Source organism: Kaistia sp. SLG-1, from assembly GCF_059699055.1.
In genome coordinates, this window is record NZ_AP048544.1 from 3,803,063 (window position 1) to 3,819,602 (window position 16,540).

General features: G+C 67.3%; 15 protein-coding genes. 6 read left to right on the plus strand and 9 right to left on the minus strand.

Annotation, left to right across the window (positions count from 1 at the left end):
- The first annotated feature begins 170 nt into the window (after positions 1-170).
- From AC6HZP_RS17430 to AC6HZP_RS17440, 3 genes are read left to right on the plus strand one after another with little or no spacing between them, the layout of a single operon-like run.
- Entirely contained in the window at positions 171-644 is a 474-nt protein-coding gene (locus tag AC6HZP_RS17430; RefSeq protein ID WP_201400363.1) for a MarR family winged helix-turn-helix transcriptional regulator, read from the plus strand.
- A complete protein-coding gene (locus tag AC6HZP_RS17435; protein WP_497523855.1) occupies positions 641-2,320 on the plus strand; it encodes an MFS transporter in 1,680 nt (559 codons plus the stop codon). Before AC6HZP_RS17430 ends, AC6HZP_RS17435 begins: the two co-directional genes overlap by 4 nt.
- Before the next feature lie 25 nt (positions 2,321-2,345).
- Positions 2,346-3,419 (plus strand): HlyD family secretion protein, encoded by a 1,074-nt coding sequence (locus tag AC6HZP_RS17440; protein ID WP_497523856.1) that lies wholly within the window; start codon positions 2,346-2,348, stop codon positions 3,417-3,419.
- A gap of 352 nt (positions 3,420-3,771) precedes the next feature.
- On the opposite strand, the gene AC6HZP_RS17445 is transcribed toward AC6HZP_RS17440, so the two are convergent.
- The 9 genes from AC6HZP_RS17445 to AC6HZP_RS17485 all read right to left on the minus strand — a co-directional run bounded on the left by AC6HZP_RS17445 (position 3,772) and on the right by AC6HZP_RS17485 (position 13,323).
- The gene (locus tag AC6HZP_RS17445) at positions 3,772-4,884 is read right to left on the minus strand and encodes a sulfite oxidase (RefSeq protein WP_497523857.1); all 1,113 of its coding nucleotides are present in this window, start codon (positions 4,882-4,884) and stop codon (positions 3,772-3,774) included.
- A gap of 112 nt (positions 4,885-4,996) precedes the next feature.
- Entirely contained in the window at positions 4,997-6,220 is a 1,224-nt protein-coding gene (locus AC6HZP_RS17450) for an NAD(P)/FAD-dependent oxidoreductase (protein WP_497523858.1), read from the minus strand.
- 351 nt (positions 6,221-6,571) lie between these two features.
- Positions 6,572-7,570: an ABC transporter ATP-binding protein gene (locus AC6HZP_RS17455; protein ID WP_497523859.1), complete on the minus strand. Its 999-nt coding sequence runs from the start codon at positions 7,568-7,570 to the stop codon at positions 6,572-6,574.
- A gap of 64 nt (positions 7,571-7,634) precedes the next feature.
- Positions 7,635-8,687: a Gfo/Idh/MocA family protein gene (locus AC6HZP_RS17460; RefSeq protein ID WP_497523860.1), complete on the minus strand. Its 1,053-nt coding sequence runs from the start codon at positions 8,685-8,687 to the stop codon at positions 7,635-7,637.
- Positions 8,688-8,737: 50 nt separating this feature from the next.
- The gene (locus tag AC6HZP_RS17465; protein WP_201400370.1) at positions 8,738-9,577 is read right to left on the minus strand and encodes a carbohydrate ABC transporter permease; all 840 of its coding nucleotides are present in this window, start codon (positions 9,575-9,577) and stop codon (positions 8,738-8,740) included.
- Between the two features lie 8 nt (positions 9,578-9,585).
- Complete coding sequence (locus AC6HZP_RS17470) at positions 9,586-10,533, minus strand: carbohydrate ABC transporter permease (protein ID WP_497523861.1); 948 nt, start codon at positions 10,531-10,533, stop codon at positions 9,586-9,588.
- A gap of 232 nt (positions 10,534-10,765) precedes the next feature.
- Positions 10,766-12,034 (minus strand): ABC transporter substrate-binding protein, encoded by a 1,269-nt coding sequence (locus tag AC6HZP_RS17475; protein WP_497523862.1) that lies wholly within the window; start codon positions 12,032-12,034, stop codon positions 10,766-10,768.
- Positions 12,035-12,085: 51 nt separating this feature from the next.
- A complete protein-coding gene (locus AC6HZP_RS17480) occupies positions 12,086-13,000 on the minus strand; it encodes an N-acetylmuramic acid 6-phosphate etherase (RefSeq protein WP_497523863.1) in 915 nt (304 codons plus the stop codon).
- A gap of 2 nt (positions 13,001-13,002) precedes the next feature.
- Complete coding sequence (locus tag AC6HZP_RS17485) at positions 13,003-13,323, minus strand: hypothetical protein (protein ID WP_497523864.1); 321 nt, start codon at positions 13,321-13,323, stop codon at positions 13,003-13,005.
- A 286-nt stretch (positions 13,324-13,609) separates the two neighbouring features.
- Here AC6HZP_RS17485 and AC6HZP_RS17490 point away from each other — a divergent pair, with 286 nt between their 5' ends.
- The 3 genes from AC6HZP_RS17490 to AC6HZP_RS17500 are packed head-to-tail and all read left to right on the plus strand — an operon-like array spanning position 13,610 to position 16,364.
- Positions 13,610-14,554: a glucosamine kinase nucleotide-binding domain-containing protein gene (locus AC6HZP_RS17490; protein ID WP_497523865.1), complete on the plus strand. Its 945-nt coding sequence runs from the start codon at positions 13,610-13,612 to the stop codon at positions 14,552-14,554.
- Positions 14,551-15,315: a GntR family transcriptional regulator gene (locus tag AC6HZP_RS17495; protein WP_497523866.1), complete on the plus strand. Its 765-nt coding sequence runs from the start codon at positions 14,551-14,553 to the stop codon at positions 15,313-15,315. Before AC6HZP_RS17490 ends, AC6HZP_RS17495 begins: the two co-directional genes overlap by 4 nt.
- 23 nt (positions 15,316-15,338) lie before the next feature.
- Entirely contained in the window at positions 15,339-16,364 is a 1,026-nt protein-coding gene (locus tag AC6HZP_RS17500; protein WP_201400375.1) for an SIS domain-containing protein, read from the plus strand.
- The last annotated feature ends 176 nt before the right edge of the window (positions 16,365-16,540 follow it).

Genomic DNA, 16,540 nt, shown 5'->3' on the forward strand with positions numbered 1-16,540 from the left:
GATAGTTTGACCGGGGCGAAATGCCGGCAACGCGCCCCCTCCTGTCAACCGCCGAACCGGCGCGGTGTGACGACCATCACAGCCGGGTCCCCACAATTTCCGCAATCGGGTCTCGACAACATGTGTATCCACCATATATGTATGCACGTACATTGTATGGAACGATTGATATGGTTAAGCATGAGAACCGCCCCAAGACGTTTCTGGGACGCCTGACCCAGGCCAGTCGCGCTGTGCGCACATGCTTCGACGCCGAGCTCAAGCAGCTCGACCTCACGCTGGCGCGCGGCCGCCTGATGCTGCATCTCGTCCGGGCCGAACACACCGTCACCCAGTCGGAGCTTTCCGACGTCCTCGAGGTCGAGCACCCGACCGTGGTCCGGCTGCTCGACGGGCTGGAGCAGTCCAACCACGTCTCCCGCCAGCCGCTACCGGGCGATCGCCGCGCCAAGTCCATCGTGCTGACGGACGAGGGCCGCGCCATCGGCGAGCGCGTGTCGCGGATGACCGACACGCTGAGCGACACGCTGCTCGCGGGCATCGATCCGGCCGACCTCGAGGTGACCGAGCGCGTCCTGCAGACGCTGTCCGACAATCTGAGCCGCCTCGCGGTCGAGCGCGCGGAACAGGCCTCGCAATCATGAGCACCGCCGTCGCCCTGGCGAGAGAACCCGGCGCCCTGGCGCCGGCGGCGCCTGTCCCGGCGCCGGCCCCCGTCAATATCGCGCCCACGCCCGCGCCCGCCGCGCCCCCTGCCTTCGTGCCGATGCCGCCGATGCGCGCCGCCGTCTATGCGAGCGCGTCGATCCTGCTCGGCCTGACGCAGGGCCTCGGCCTGAACCTGATCACCGCCAATCTGACGGGATTGCAGGGCCCGCTGCACGCGACCCAGATCGAGATCAACTGGCTGGCGGCCGCCTATATGGCGACCAACATCACCGGCACGCTCTTCCTCTACAAGGTCCGCACCCAGTTCGGCCTGCGCCGCTTCGCCGAGATCGGCCTGATCATCTATGCGCTGGTGACGATCGCGCATCTCTTCACCGACGACCTGCGCTCGGCCATCGCGGTGCGCGCCGTGATGGGCATCGCCGCCGCGCCGCTCTCGACGCTCGCCTTCTACTACATGCTCGAATGGCTGCCGCCGGCCCGCAAGCTGACGATCGGCATCGCCTTCGGCGTGCTCGGCGGCCAGCTCGCCACCCCGCTCGCCCGCGTGATCTCGCCGGAACTCTTGCAGATCGGCGACTGGCACGGCCTCTATCTGATCGAGGCGGGCCTCGCGATGATGAGCCTCGCCGTCATCTTCATCCTGCCGATCACCCATCCGCCGCGCGTCAAGATCTTCGATCGCGAGGATTTCATCAGCTTCCCGCTGATCGCGCTCGGCTTCGGCTCGATCGCCATCATCCTCTCGGTCGGCCGGCTCTACTGGTGGCTGGACGCGCCCTGGATCGGCTGGCTCGGGGCGACCGGCATCGCCGCGATCACGACGCTCGTCATGATCGAACTGCACCGCGCGCATCCGATCATCAATCTGCGCTGGCTGTCGTCCTTCGACATGCTGACGATCACCGGCTCGCTGCTCTTGTTCCGCTTCCTGCTTTCCGAGCAGACGGTGGGCGCCGTCGGCTTCTTCAACATGCTCGGCCTGCAGAACGACCAGCTCATCCCGCTGTTCACGGTGATCCTGTTCGCCACCCTTGCCGGCTACATCCTCACCGCCATGGTGATGACCAAGGAAAACGCCCCGGCGCTGCATCTGATCGCGCTGATGATGATCGCCACCGGCGCCTGGATGGATTCGCACGTCACCAGCCAGACCCGGCCGGAGCAGTTCTATGTCAGCCAGGCGATGATCGCCTTCGCCGGCGCGCTGTTCCTGCCGCCGGCGCTGATGGCCGGCTTCTCGAAGGCGATCGCCGGCGGCCCGGTCTTCATCCTGAGCTTCCTCGTCGTCTTCCTCGGCACGCAGAGCATGGGCGGCATCCTCTCCTCCGCCGTCCTCGGCACCTTCCAGACCGTGCGCGAAAAGTTCCATTCGAGCGTCATCGCCGATCATTTGACCCTGCTCGATCCGCTGGTCGTCCAGCGGATCCGGACCTACGGCGCCGCCTATTCGAGGACGCTGACCGATCCGGCATTGCAGAACGCCGAAGGCGTCGTCCTGCTCGGCAGGATGGCGACCCAGGAAGCCAACGTCCTCGCCTATCAGGACCTGTTCCTGCTGATCTTCTACACCGCGCTCGCCGGGATCGTCCTGCTGGCGCTCCACACCACCTATTCCCGCGTTCAGGCCCGGCGCGCCGCCACGGCCTGACACAGAAGACACCCGAGACGTCATCATGCAGATCAAACAGATCTTCAAATCCGGCATCACCCTGATCGCCTTCGCCATCGGCGCACTCGGCGTGCTGATCGTGCTCTATGCATGGCAGCTGCCGCCCTTCCGCTCGTCGGTCGAGACCACCAACAACGCCTATGTCAAAGGCCAGGTGACGCTGCTCAGCCCGCAGATCGCCGGCTATGTCGTCGGCGTGCCGGTGCAGGACTACATGACGGTCAAGAAGGGCGACCTGCTCGTCCAGATCGACGACCGCATCTACCAGCAGCAGCTCGCCCAGGCGCAGGCCACCCTGCAACAGCAGCAGGCAGCCCTCTCCAACTTCGCCGAGAACCGCCTCGCCAAGCAGGCGAGCCTCGACCTCGCCAAGGCGCAGCTGCAGAGCGCCCAGGCCGGCCTGGAAAAGGCCGAGCTCGACGACAAGCGCACCGGCACGCTGGTCGATCGCGGCTTCTCCACGCAATCCTCGGGCGACCAGACCCGCGTCGCCCTGCTGCAGGCGCAGTCGACCGTCGCGCAGGCGGAAGCCTCGGTGAAGATCGCCGAGCAGAATGTCGCCCTGGTCGACGCCGGCAAGAGCTCGCTCGAAGCGGCCGTCGCGAGCGCCGAAGCCTCGGTGAAGCTCGCCGAAATCAACCTCGACAACACCCGCATCGTCGCGCCGGTCGACGGTCGGCTCGGCGAGGTCGCGGCCCATGTCGGTCAATATGCCGCCGCCGGCACGCAGCTGACCTCGATCACGCCTGCGAAGGTCTGGGTCGTCGCCAACTTCAAGGAGACGCAGCTCACCCATATCGGCGTCGGCCTGCCGGTCAGCTTCACGGTCGACGCGCTCGGCGACGCCAAACTGACCGGCCGCGTCGAGCGGATCTCGCCCGCCGCCGGCTCCGAGTTCAGCGTGCTGAAGCCGGACAACGCCACCGGCAACTTCACCAAGGTGGCGCAGCGCATCCCGCTCCGCATCGAGATCGACGAGGGCCAGGCCGCCGCGGCCAACCTCCGCCCCGGCATGTCGGTGGTGGTCAAGATCGATACCGCCGACACGCCACTGCCGGCGCTCGCCTCGGCGCAATGACGGGAAGCCAAGCAAGCCCCTCACCCTACCCTCTCCCGCAAGCGGGCGAGGGTTTCGGCCTGCGCCCTTCGGGAAGCATTCAGCGCAGCAACAAGCGCAGGCGATCTCCCTCTCCCGCTTGCGGGAGAGGGTTGGGGTGAGGGTCTTTTTGAGCCCTATCCGGAGGGTTTCCTGATCCCCCACCCGATCGCCCGAACCCTCCCCTTGAGGGAGGGTCAAGACCGCCAAAGGCGGGCTTGGGGAGGGGTTCTTCGGCGGAACGATCGCAAGCCACAGGAAAGCCCCCTCCCGAAAACGCGAACGGCGTTTTCGACCTCCCCTCAAGGGGGAGGTTCAAGAAAAAAGGCGCCCCTCAGCGCACCGTGACCGGCACCGCCTGCACCATGTTGTTGCCGACGCCGATCCAGTTCCAGTTCTGCTCGAGCGGCTGCGACTGGCCGCTCGCGTCGGTGGCGCGGCAGGAGAGCAGGTGCTCGCCGGGCTCCGCCTCCCAGACGCAGCTCCAGCGCCGCCAGGCGAACGGCCCGGGGGCCGGATCCAGCACCGCCTCCAGCCAGCGGCCGTCAATGCCGAGCACGACGCGCTCGACCGGCGCCTGACCCGACCAGGCCCGCCCCTCGATCCGGCACGGTCCGGCCGCGACGGTCCGCTTGCGCGTCAGAAAATCAGGGAAGCCCGGCGGCACCATCAGGGCGCGCGGCCGGATGCGCCGGACCGGCTCGCCGGGATCGTCGGGGCCGCTGCGATAGTGGTAGTTGGACGCCTGATAGTAGCCCTTGAACGGCTCGGTGACGGCCTCGATCCGGGTCAGCCATTTGACGCTCGCCATGCCGTACCAGCCCGGCACGATCAGCCGCAGCGGGAAGCCGTGCTGCGGCAGCAGCGGCTGGCCGTTCATCGCGTAGGCGAGCAGGATTTCCGGCCGCTCCGCTTCGACGACCGTGAGGCTGCGGGCATAGTCGAGCTCATGCCCCTTCTCCAGGCCGTGGTCGGCGCCGGTGAAGACGATCTCGACCGCGTTTTCCGCGACGCCCGCCTCCGCGAGAAGTCCGGCGAGCGGCGTCCCGGTCCACAGCCCCGTGCCGACCGCCTCCGTCACCCAGGGCTGGCTGACGGGGCGCGGGAAAAGCCGCGAGCGGCCGTTACCGGCGCATTCGAGCGTCACCGGCAGCGTCACGCTCGGCCGGGCGCGGATGTCGTCCAGCGTCAGCTCAAGCGGGCGATCGACATGACCGCCGATGGTGAGCCGCCAATGCGCGGCCTCGATCATCGGGATATCGAAATGGATCAGCAGATAATGCAGGCCGAGCGGCGTGATGTCGTAGCGCAGCGCCTCGAGCGGCATCGAATGATTGCGCGCCGAAAGCTGCAATTCCTCCGGCGTCAGCGGGCCCTCGGTGGGCCCGCGCGGCAGCGCCTTCGGCGCCGGTTTCACGGTCTCGTCGGTAACGCGCGCTTCGGACATGCTCGACCCCATGCATCGGAATATTGCGTCGGAACCTTGCCACCCAAGACGCAAAACCTAGCATGGAAGCGACGCAGCGTCAGGCCGCCGCGCCTTCCGAAAAACCCGGCCTTCAGCCAGCCTGCAGCACCAGCTTCTTCAGATCGGCGCTCTCGTCGGCCGCCACGGCCTTGTCGAGCTGGAAGCCGGAGCCAAGCATACGGCGGCCGAGCATGTGGTCCGCCGCGCGGTTGACCGAGTCGATCGCGACCAGCCGGTCGCCCTGGTAGTGGAACACTGAGAACGAGCCATCCTCCGGCCGTCCGCGCAGCACGCTCGAATCCGCGTCGTTGGAGAGGCCGACCATCTGCAGCTTGGCGTCGCCCTGGTCAGACCAGAACCACGGCACGGCACGGTAGGGCTCGGCCTTGCCGAGCAAAGTCGCCACCGCCGTCTTCGCCTGGTCGACGGCGTTCTGCACGCTTTCGAGCCGGACAGGCCGGCCGAGCGCCCAGTGATGGAACGAGACGGCGTCGCCCGCCGCGACGATCTTCGGATCGGAGGTGCGCATCGCCTCATCGACGACGATGCCGTTCGCGACATGCAGGCCGGCGGCCTCGGCGAGCTCGACATTCGGCACCACGCCGACGCCGACGATCACCGTATCGGCCGGGATGCGCTCGCCCGAGAGCGTCTCGACCGCGACGGCGACGCCGTTCTCGCCGATGATGCCGTGCACAGGCATCTCCAGCCGGATGGTCGTGCCCATGGCGCGGTGCAGATCGAGGAAGTACTCCGAGATCGCCGGCGCGACGACGCGGCCCATCAGGCGCGGCGCGGCTTCGAGCACGGTCACCGTCTTGCCGAGCAGGCGCGCCGTCGCGGCAAGCTCCAGGCCAATGAAGCCGCCGCCGACCACGACGACGTCCTTGGCCAGCGCGAAGCGCTGCTTCAGCCGGCGCGCGTCCTCGGCGGTGCGCAGCAGGAAGACGTTTTCGAGATCGATGCCGGGAACCGGCGGCACGCGGACGCGGGCGCCGGTCGCCAGCACCAGCCCGTCATAGGGCAGCGATTCGTCGCCGAGCCGGACCAGCCCGGCGGCGCGGTCGATGGCGGTCACTTCGCGGCCCAGCACGAGGTCGACGGCGTTCTTCTCGTAGAAGGCGGCCGGGCGCAGTTCCTGCAGCTCGTCGCCCTCGGCCTTGATGAAACCCTTGGACAGCGGCGGCCGATGATAGGGAATCTCGCGTTCGGCCGAGACCAGCGTGACCTTGCCGTCGAACCCGTCCGAACGCAGGCTCGCCGCCGCCTGCGCGCCGGCATGGCCGCCGCCGATGATGATGATGTTCTGGGTCATGTCGCCTGCCTGTCCAAATGCGGCGCGACACTCGCATCGGCAGCCCGTCGGGTGCAAGGGGCGGGTTGGTGAGGCGGTTAAGAACCGTTGCCAGCAGGACTCGGCGCGGCGGCTTCCCCGCGCTCGCCGTCATCCCGGCCTCCGAGCCGGGATCCATGCAGCCGAAACCTCTCCGTGCGAGACGCCCGGCAACGCGCGTCGGCCCGATGGATCCCGGATCTCCGCTGCGCTGCGTCCGGGATGACGGGGGAGGAACCAGAGCCGAAACTCCCAGCGCAGGAAGAGCCCCCTCCCCAAGACCGCCAGGGGCGGTCTTGACCCTCCCTCAAGGGGAGGGTTCAGGCGTCAGTCTCAGATCGCCTTGCCGTCCCGATCGAAGCGGTGGATGTGCGCCTCGTCGGCGGCGAGGCCGACCGTCGAGCCGACTTCGAAATCCGCCTGGCCGACGATGCGGACCGTCACCATGTCGGCGCCCTCGACGGCGACATAGACGAAGGTGTCCGAGCCGAGCTTTTCGAGATGACTGACCTTGCCCGACCATTCGCCGCCGGCCGGCACGACGCGGATGTGCTCCGGGCGGATGCCGATCGTCGTCGCGCCGAGCTTCTCCGCCGCAGCGCCGGTCAAGAAGTTCATCTTCGGCGAGCCGATGAAGCCGGCGACGAAGAGGTTGGCCGGCTTGTTGTAGAGGTCGATCGGACGGCCGACCTGCTCGATCTTGCCGGCGCTCAAGACGACGATCTTGTCGGCGAGCGTCATCGCCTCGACCTGGTCGTGCGTGACGTAGATCATCGTCGCGCCGAGCACGCGGTGCAGGTTGGCGATCTCGATGCGCGTGTTGACGCGAAGCGCCGCGTCGAGGTTCGAAAGCGGCTCGTCGAACAGGAAGAGCTTCGGCTGGCGCACGATGGCGCGGCCGATGGCGACGCGCTGGCGCTGGCCGCCGGAAAGCTCGGACGGCCGTCGCTCCAGCAACGTCTCCAGATGCAGCATCTTGGCCGCCGCCGCGATGCGACGCTCGATCTCGCCTTTCTCGACGCCTTCCTGCTTCAGCGCCAGCCCCATGTTCCCCTTCACCGTCAGGTGCGGGTAGAGCGCGTAGGACTGGAACACCATGGCGATGCCGCGCTTCGCCGGCGGCGTCACGTCGACGGTCTTGCCGGCGATCGTCACATGGCCGGACGTCTGGTCCTCGAGGCCGGCGATGATCCGCAGCAGCGTCGACTTTCCGCAGCCGGACGGGCCGACGAAGACGACGAACTCGCCCTCGGTGACGTCAAGATCGACGCCGCGGATGACGTCGGTCGCGCCGAACCGCTTGGTGATGTTCTGAAGGGTCAGTGCGCTCACGGGCGTTATCCTTCGTGATCGTTGGCTGAGCGTTGGCCCAGGAAGACTGTATCGATACGGGAGGTCAAAGCTTCACCACCCTGCCCTCGCGCATGCTCGTCTCGGCGGCGAGCGCGATTTCGAGCGAGGTGATGGCGTCCTGCATGTGGCGCGAGAGGTCGATGTCCTCGCGGATCGCCTTCAGCAGATAGGCCTGTTCGCGGTCGCAGAGCGCCTGGTGCCCCGGCTCGTCCTCGGTCGAGAACCAGCTGTCGGCCTTGGCGAAGCTGCCGTCGGGCTTCAGTTCCGAATGATGGACGCGGATGCGCGCCGTCTTGGTATGCGTGTCGACATCGTCCGACTTGGCGTTTTCGTCCATGACGATCGAGACGGCGCCCTTCGGGCTCATCACGTCCTTCACGAAGAAGGCGGTCTCCGAGATCATCGGACCCCAGCCGGCCTCGTACCAGCCGACCGAGCCGTCCTCGAAGATCACCTGCAGATGGCCGTAATTGACCTGGGTCGGCGCGATCTCGTCGGAGAGGCGCACGCCCATGCCGCGCACCTCGACCGGCTTCGCGTCGGTGATCTGGCACATGACGTCGACATAGTGGACGCCGCAATCAACCAGCGGCGAGGTCGTCTGCATCAGCTGCTTGTGGATGTGCCAGCTCGGCCCGGAGGACTGTTGGTTCAGATTCATGCGCATGACGTAGGGCGGGCCGAGCTCGCGCGCCTTGGCGATGAAGCCGATCCAGGACGGATGATGGCGCAGGATATAGCCGATGACGAGCTTCTTGCCGGTGCGCGTGGCGGCCTCGACCACCGAACGCGCGTCGGCGGCGTTGGCGGCGAGCGGCTTCTCGACGAAGACATGCGCTCCCGCTTCCATCGCGGCGATGGCGAAGGGCGCGTGGCTGTCGGTGTAGGTATTGACCGAGACGACGTCCGGCTTCAGCGCCAGCCCGGCCTCGAAGCTCTCGACGCGCGGATAGGCCTTGAGCTCCTCCGGCAGGTCGACCTCGGAGCGGTTGTACATACCGACGATTTCGAAGCCCGGATTGGCATGATAGGCCAGCGCATGGCTGCGCCCCATCTGGCCGAGGCCGGCGACGAAAACGCGGAGGGGACTAGTCATGAATCAGCAACCTGCGATCAGAGAGGACGGGCCGGGCTCCGGCGCGAAAATCACTTCACCGCGCCGGCGGTGATGCCGCGGATCAGCTGGCGCGAGAAGATCAGGTAGAGGACCAGCACCGGCAGGATCGCCAGCGACAGCGTCGAGAGCACCGCGTTCCAGTTGGTGACGTACTGGCCGATGAACATCTGCGCGCCGAGCGTCACCGTCTTGGTCGCCTCGCTGGGCGCCAGGATCAGCGGGAACCAGAGATCGTTCCAGATCGGGATCATGGTGAAGACGGCGACCGTCGCCATGGCCGGCCGCACCAGCGGCAGCACCAGGCGGAAGAAGATCGTGTATTCGGAGAGCCCGTCGACGCGGCCGGCGTTCTTCAGATCGTCGGAGACGTTGCGCATGAACTCCGACAGGATGAACACGGCGAGCGGCAAGCCTTGCGCGGTGTAGACGAGGATCAGCGCCGTCAGCGTATTGACGAGGCCGGTCGCCACCATGCCCTGCAGGATCGCCACCGTGCCCAGGCGGATCGGGATCATGATGCCGAGCGCCAGATAGAGGCCCATCAGCAGATTGCCGCGAAACCGGTATTCCGACAGCGCGAAGGCGGCCATGGCGCCGAACAGCAGCACCAGGAAGATCGAGACGACGGTGACGATCAGGCTGTTCTGGAAATAGCCGAGGAAATCGCCCTGCTTCAGCACCGTCTGGTAGCCGATCCAGCTGAAGGTCGCCGGGCTGGGCAATTGCAGCGGCGCGGAGAAGATGCCGGCGCGGGTCTTGAACGAGTTCGAGATGACCAGAAAGATCGGGAACAGCGCCAGCAGCGTGTAGCCGCCGAGGGCGAGGTGCACGAAGCCGGAGCGGGCGAAGGAGGAACGCGCTTTCGACATGGCCGGCCTCAGAACTGGTAGCGGCGGATGCGCCGCTGGATGACGAAGAGATAGAGGCTGACGCCGGCGAGGATGATCAGGAACATCACGGTGGCGATCGTCGCGCCCATCGAGCGGTCGCCGACCTGCAGCTGGAAGCCGAAGAAGGTGCGGTAGAGGAAGGTGCCGAGGATGTCGGTCGATCCGTCGGGACCGGCGAGCGCGCCCTGCATGGTGTAGACGAGGTCGAAGGCGTTGAAATTGCCGACGAAGGTCAGGATCGAGACAATACCGATGGTCGGCAGGATCAGCGGCAGCTTGATCTTGAAGAACTGGGCCCAGCCGGTGACGCCGTCGCATTCGGCGGCCTCGATCACCTCGTCCGGGATCGACAGCAGCGCCGCGTAGATCAGCATCATCGGGATGCCGATGTTCTGCCAGACCGAGACCAGCGACACGGTGATCAGCGCGCTGCCGGGCTTGCCGAGCCAGGGCCCGAAGAAGGGCTTCAGCCAGACCAGATCCATGAGGTACGGCGCGACGCCCCAGATCGGCGACAGGATCAGCTTCCAGATGAAGCCGACGATGACGAAGGAGAGGATCGTCGGCAGGAAGATCGCCGTGCGGTAGAAGCCGCGCAGCCGGAGTACCGGCAGCGACAAGAGCGCCGCGAGCGCGATGCCGATCGGGTTCTGCACGATCATGTGGATCAGGAAGAAGACGAGATTGTTCTTGAGCGCATTCCAGAACGAGGCCGACCAGCGGACATCGCCGAACAGCACCTTGAAGTTGTCGAAGCCGACGAAGATCGACTGGTTGTCGACGACGTTGAACAGCGACAGCCGCAGCGTCTCGATCAGCGGCAGGATCATCACGGCGGTGTAGATCAGCACGGCCGGCGCGAGAAAGACGGCGATATGCCAGCGCACCGGCCGCTTCGCCACGGCATCCGAAGCAAGGAGATCGATCGAGGTCATCCGGAGCCTGTCTTCCTCATTGAAATGGCGGGCCGTCATTCCTGCAGGCCGCGCGAGCGCGCAGTCTGACACGGAATGGGCCGTTTCCCTCCCCCTTGTGGGGAGGGCCAGGGAGGGGGTACCGCCGCAGTCCTGCAGGATCGGTCGCATCGCCGGGAAATTCCCCAGGGCGACGGTGGTACCCCCTCCCCACCCCCTCCCCGCAAGGGGGAGGGGCATTCGCGTCAGACGCTTACTGCGCGGCCGGCTTGAACCAGGCGTCGAGGCCCTTCTGGAGCTTCTCGGCGGCGACCTGCGGCGTGTCGGTGCCGTTGATCACGTTGGCCGATTCCGTCCAGGTCTCGTTCTCGAGGTTCGGCGTGCCGCGCGACAGGATCTGGTAGGTCGAGCGGATCGTCGGCTTGCACTTCTCACGCCAGGAGACGAACTCCTCGGCGAGCGGGTCCTGCATCTTCACCGGCGTCGAGGACAGGCTGAAGAAGCCCGGCAGCGCGTTGGCGTAGATGTCGGCGAACTCGGGCGAGGCAACCCAGGAGAGGAACTGCTTCGTCGCTTCCGGATGCTTCGTCTTCGCGTTCATGCCGATCGCGAGATCGGTATGGTCGGAGATGTAGCACTCGTCACCGGCCTTCTTCACCGGCGGCGGGAAGGCGCCCATCTTGAACTGGGCCTGCTGGTTGAAGCCCGAGATCTCCCACGAGCCGGCCGGGTAGATGGCGGCGCGGCCGAGGGTGAACAGGTTCTGGCTGTCCGGATAGGTCTGGGCCTCAAAGCCGTCGCCGAGATAGGGCGCCCACTTGGCGAGCGTCGCGAAGGGCTCGACCCACTGCGGGTCGGTCAGCTTCTGCTTGCCGGAGAGCAGCGCGAGACGGCCCTCTTCACCCTTCCAGTAGTTCGGGCCGATGTTCTGGTAGCCCATGGTCGCGGCTTCCCAGAGATCCTTCGTGCCCATGGCGAGCGGGATGTAGGTGCCGTCGGCCTTGATCTTCTCCAGCGCCGCGAAGAACTCGTCCTCGGTCTGCGGCACGGCGATGCCGAGCTTGTCGAAGGCGTCCTTGTTGTAGATGAAGCCGTGGATGACGGCGGCGACCGGCACGCAGAACGTGTCCTTGCCGTCGTCGGTGATCCAGGCGGACTTGGCGACCGACGAGAAGCCCTCGATGCCCGGCAGGTCGTTGAGCGAGGCGAGCTGGCCCTTCTGGAACAGCGCCAGCGACTTGTCGAACGGACGGCAGGTGATGACGTCGCCGGCCGAGCCCGCGTCGAGCTTGGCGCCGAGTGCGGCGTCATACTCGGTCGGGGCCGACGGGGCGAAGTTCAGCTTGATGCCCGGATGCTTGGCCTCGAAGGCCGGGATCAGCTTCTCCTGCCAGATCGGCAGGTCGTCGTTGCGCCAGCTTTCGATGGTCAGCGTCACGTCCTCGGCGAATGCCGGGGCAGCCGCCCCGACCGAGAGCGCGGCGACGGCCGTAGCCAGCATCATCCGCTTCATGGTGTTCATATCAGGCTCCTCTCTGAACCGCACAGCCGCACCGCCGCGGCCGCATCGGCATTACCGGACGCCGGATCTGGCGATCGCCGCCAGGGCCGCACGCACGTTCCCATTGTTCTCGTTGAGCAGTTCGTTCGCCGCGGCGGGGTTCTCCGCCCCGGCCGCGATCAGGATGGCGGGCTTCACCTCGCCGTTCGTCGCCTCGAGCGCCACGCGGGCGCTCGCCTCGTCGACACCGGCGACGTTCGCGATGATCCGCGCGGCCCGCGCGCGCAGCTTGCCGTTGTCGGCGCGGACATTGACCATCAGCCCGTCATAGACATGGCCGAGATGGATCGCGATCAGCGTCGACAGCATGTTGAGGGCTGCCTTCTGCGCCGTCCCCGCCCCCATCCTTGTCGATCCCGCGATCACTTCGGGGCCGGAATCGAGGTGGATGGCGACATCCGCGCCCTCGAACAGCGGGGCGTTCGGATTGCTGGCAATGGCGATGCTGGCGGCGCCGCCCGCGATCGCGGCGCGCAGGCCCTCGACCGTATAGGGCGTCGAGCCGCTGGCCGAGACCGCGACGACGCAATCCTGCGGGCCGACGCCGAAACGGGCGACGTCGATGCGCGCCTGCTCGGGATCGTCTTCCTGCAGGCCGGAGAAATTGTGCACGAGGTCGAGCCCGCCGGCGAGGATCGTCACGATCCGGTCGTCGGCGACGCCGTAGGTCTGCGGGATCTCCAGCGCGTCGCCGAGCGCGATCAGCGCCGGACTACCCGAGGCGACATAGATCAGGCGGCCGCCGTCGGCGAGCCTCTCCGCCGCGAGCCGCGCCGCCTTGGCCAGCATCGGGATCGCCGCCTCGATCGAGGCCACGGCGCGCACATGGCCAGCCTGCAGCGCCGCCAGCACGTCCTCGTCCTTCCAGGTGTCGAGGCCGCGATAGCGCGGATCGGCGATTTCGGTCGAAGGCGAGGCGTTGGTCACGATCAGGCTCTCTTCTGCTTGTCTGCGGTCCCGCCGACGGCCTTCGCCGCAAGCGGTGCGGCCGTCTGCGCGCGCCGCACGCTGCACGGTCCGCCCCGAACATGGAGCGCCGCCGTGACGACGACATGATCCCTAGCCAGCAGAGTTTGCGCAACCACCGCGCGATCCATCCGAGGACGCTGCGCGCCAAAATGGTCCGCCCGGACGGAGCCGGATGACGAGATGAGATGGATGGCAGCCGCATCCGCGATGACGGCGTACGCCGCCGCGCCGGACCAACCGCCGCCTCCTCCTGCCCCAGCGTCGATGAACGATTCCGACATCGAGCAACTTCCCTGCTTTCTTGCCATCGACGATACCAACGAAATACCAGTCCGTCCAGACACCTAAATCAGGCACTCGAAATTACAAACCGAGGCCTGGGGAAAAATAGCTGGTTCGTTATGTAAATCATGGGATTACGAGAAAAATCGACCCGAAAAACCTGCCCTAAACCGCCGCCGAGAAGCGCCGTTTGCTTATTCTCTTCCCAATTGGATTTCGTTTGGTATTATTTTGGCCAACACGACGCCGGGGACATAACCCCGGCCACCCCATGAGGCGGCAGCGGTGAAAGACGACATCCCAAGCGACTCGACCCCACGCGACCCGGGCGAGCTGCGGCCTCGCGGACGCGCCTTCCTTCTCGTCGGTGTCGATGGCGGCGGAACCCGCTGCCGGGCGCGCGCCCGCTTTGCCGACGGCGCGCTGATCGGCGAATGCATCACCGGCACCGCCAACATCCTGGCCGGCATCAACGACGCGCGCGACAACATCATCGCCGCCGTCGAGGGCGCGCTCGTCGCCGGCGGTCTTTCGAGCGCCGATCTCGACCGCTGCCTGGTCGGCCTCGGGCTTGCCGGCGCCAACATCCCGGATCTCTCCGAGCGCTTCCTCGCCTCTGGCCTCCCCTTCGCGCGGATCGCGCTGGAGATGGACGCCTGGATCGCCTGTCGCGGCGCCCATCCGGACGGCGACGGCGCCATCGCCATCCTCGGCACCGGCACGGCGTATGTCGTGCAGGCGGGCGGCGATTTCGTCACCGTCGGCGGCTGGGGCTTCCATCTCGGCGACCAGGGCAGCGGCGCGTGGCTCGGCCATCAGGCGCTGCGCCGCTCGGTGCTGGCGCATGACGGCATCCTGCCCGCCACGCCGCTTTCGAAGACGGTGATGGCGCGGTTCGACGACAAGCCGGACCTCATGGTGAGCTTCTGCAAGACGGCGCTGCCGCGCGACTATGGCAGCTTCGCCCCGCTCGTCTTCGAGCATGCGGCGGCTGGCGACGCCCTGGCCGAGGCGATTCTTGCCGAAGCGACGCTCGACATCGAGGCCTCGCTCGCCCGGCTCGTCGAGCTCGGCGCCAAGCGGATCAGCCTGCTCGGCGGCCTCGCCCCGCTCTACCAGGAGCGGCTTAGCCCCGAGATCGCGGCCTATATCGTCCCGCCCGCCGGCGATCCGCTCGACGGCGCGCTGGCGCTCGCGGCAACCCTGCTGCCGGTCGAGGCCGCGCCATGACCGACCTTTTTCTGGCGCCGGAACGTCTGGCGGACGAGGAAGGGGGCCCGCTCTACATCCGCCTGCAGACCCTGATCCGCGGCGCGATCAGCAACGGCCAGCTGCTGCCGAACGCAGCGCTTCCGGCCGAGCGCGAGATGGCCGCCTCGCTCGGCGTGTCGCGCGTCACCGTGCGCAAGGCGATCCAGGGCCTCGTCGCCGAGGGCGTTCTGCGCCAGCGCCACGGCTCCGGCACCTTCGTGTCCAGGAGCAGCGGCCGCGTCGAACAGCCCCTGTCGCGCCTGACCTCGTTCACCGAGGACATGCGCAGCCGCGGCCTGGTGCCGACGGCGAGCTGGATCGAGCGCTCGGTCGGCATGCCGACCTCGGCCGAGGCGATGATCCTCGGGCTTGCGCCGACCGATCGCGTCTCGCGCCTGCATCGTCTTCGCCTCGCCGACAATGAACCGATGGCGATCGAACGCGCCGTGGTGCCGGCCCGCATGCTGCCGGAACCGGCAATCGTCGAGGTTTCGCTCTATGATGCGCTGGGCGCGGTCGGCATGCGCCCGGTGCGCGCCGTGCAGCGCCTGAACGCGGAGAATGTCGGCAGCGCCGACGCCGCCCTGCTCGGCATCGCGCCCGGCTCCGCAGCCCTTGCCATCGAGCGGATCTCCTATCTGGCCGATGGCCGCGTCGTCGAATTCACGCGCTCGCTCTATCGCGGCGACGCCTATGATTTCGTTGCTGAATTGAACCTGACCGAAGCGTCTCCGCGCTGACGTCGGAATGGAGGATTGAGACCATGACCACCACCCTGATGCGCGCCGAAGTCGACGAGGCCCCCGCCGCCGTCCGCCGCCTGCTCGACCAGTCCCGCGACGCCATCACCGAGGCCGGCGCGCGGCTGCGCACGCTCGACCCGAAGGTGATCGTCACCGTCGCGCGCGGCTCCTCCGACCATGCCAGCGCCTTCTTCAAATATGCCTGCGAGATCCTGACCGGCGTTCCGGTCGCCTCGCTTGGGCCCTCGATCGCCTCGATCTACAAGACGCCGCTGCACCTGCCGGGAGCCGCCGTGCTCGCCACCTCGCAGTCCGGCAAGAGCCCGGATCTCCTCGCCATGGTCGAAGCGGCCAAGCAGGGCGGCGCCGCCAGCATCGCCCTCGTCAATGTCGAGGACGCGCCGCTCGCCTCCCTCGCCGACATCTTCGTGCCGTTGCGCGCCGGCCCGGAGAAGAGCGTCGCCTCGACGAAGTCCTACATCACCTCGGTCGTCGCCGGCCTCGCCATCCTCGCCGAATGGCGCCAGGACAAGGCTCTGCAGGCCGCCATCGCCGCCCTGCCCGACAAGCTCGACGCTGCGCTCGAATGCGACTGGAGCGAGGCGCGCGACACCGTCGTCGCCGCGTCGTCGCTCTATACGCTCGGCCGCGGCCCCGGCTTCGCCATCGCGCAGGAAGCGGCGCTGAAGCTCAAGGAAACCTCGATCCTGCATGCCGAGGCCTATTCCGGCGCCGAGCTGCAGCATGGCCCGGTCTCGCTGGTCGACGAGAATTTCCCGCTGATCGCCTTCATTCCCGACGACGCGGCGGCGCCCAGCATGATCGCCAATGTCTCGGCCCTGCACGCGCGCGGCGCCAAGGTGTTCACGGCGACGGCCGCGACCGTTCCAGGACCGCGCCTGCCCGTCGCGCCGACCGGCCACGCCATGACCGACCCGATCTCGATCGCGCTCTCCTTCTACCGCTTCGCCGAGACGGTGGCCGTGGCGCGCGGCTACAACCCCGACAAGCCGCGCGGCCTCAACAAGGTCACCGAGACGGTCTGAGGGCGAAACACGATCTTCACCTCTCCCTGAGGGAGAGGTCGACGGCCGAAGGCCGGCGGGTGAGGGTTTACGGCCTCGCCCGATAGGTTCCTAAACCCTCACCCGGCTCTTCGAGCCGACCTCTCCCTGAGGGAGAGGTGAAAAACGAAGCGCGGCCCAGGCGGCCGTGCCATGCC

Coding starts and splice junctions, on each gene's coding strand:
- AC6HZP_RS17450 (WP_497523858.1), bottom strand. CDS start 6,220: ATGACCCAGAACATCATCATCATCGGCGGCGGCCATGCCGGCGCGCAG.
- AC6HZP_RS17445 (WP_497523857.1), bottom strand. CDS start 4,884: ATGTCCGAAGCGCGCGTTACCGACGAGACCGTGAAACCGGCGCCGAAG.
- AC6HZP_RS17435 (WP_497523855.1), top strand. CDS start 641: ATGAGCACCGCCGTCGCCCTGGCGAGAGAACCCGGCGCCCTGGCGCCG.
- AC6HZP_RS17495 (WP_497523866.1), top strand. CDS start 14,551: ATGACCGACCTTTTTCTGGCGCCGGAACGTCTGGCGGACGAGGAAGGG.
- AC6HZP_RS17475 (WP_497523862.1), bottom strand. CDS start 12,034: ATGAACACCATGAAGCGGATGATGCTGGCTACGGCCGTCGCCGCGCTC.
- AC6HZP_RS17465 (WP_201400370.1), bottom strand. CDS start 9,577: ATGTCGAAAGCGCGTTCCTCCTTCGCCCGCTCCGGCTTCGTGCACCTC.
- AC6HZP_RS17485 (WP_497523864.1), bottom strand. CDS start 13,323: ATGTCGGAATCGTTCATCGACGCTGGGGCAGGAGGAGGCGGCGGTTGG.
- AC6HZP_RS17430 (WP_201400363.1), top strand. CDS start 171: ATGGTTAAGCATGAGAACCGCCCCAAGACGTTTCTGGGACGCCTGACC.
- AC6HZP_RS17460 (WP_497523860.1), bottom strand. CDS start 8,687: ATGACTAGTCCCCTCCGCGTTTTCGTCGCCGGCCTCGGCCAGATGGGG.
- AC6HZP_RS17500 (WP_201400375.1), top strand. CDS start 15,339: ATGACCACCACCCTGATGCGCGCCGAAGTCGACGAGGCCCCCGCCGCC.
- AC6HZP_RS17440 (WP_497523856.1), top strand. CDS start 2,346: ATGCAGATCAAACAGATCTTCAAATCCGGCATCACCCTGATCGCCTTC.
- AC6HZP_RS17470 (WP_497523861.1), bottom strand. CDS start 10,533: ATGACCTCGATCGATCTCCTTGCTTCGGATGCCGTGGCGAAGCGGCCG.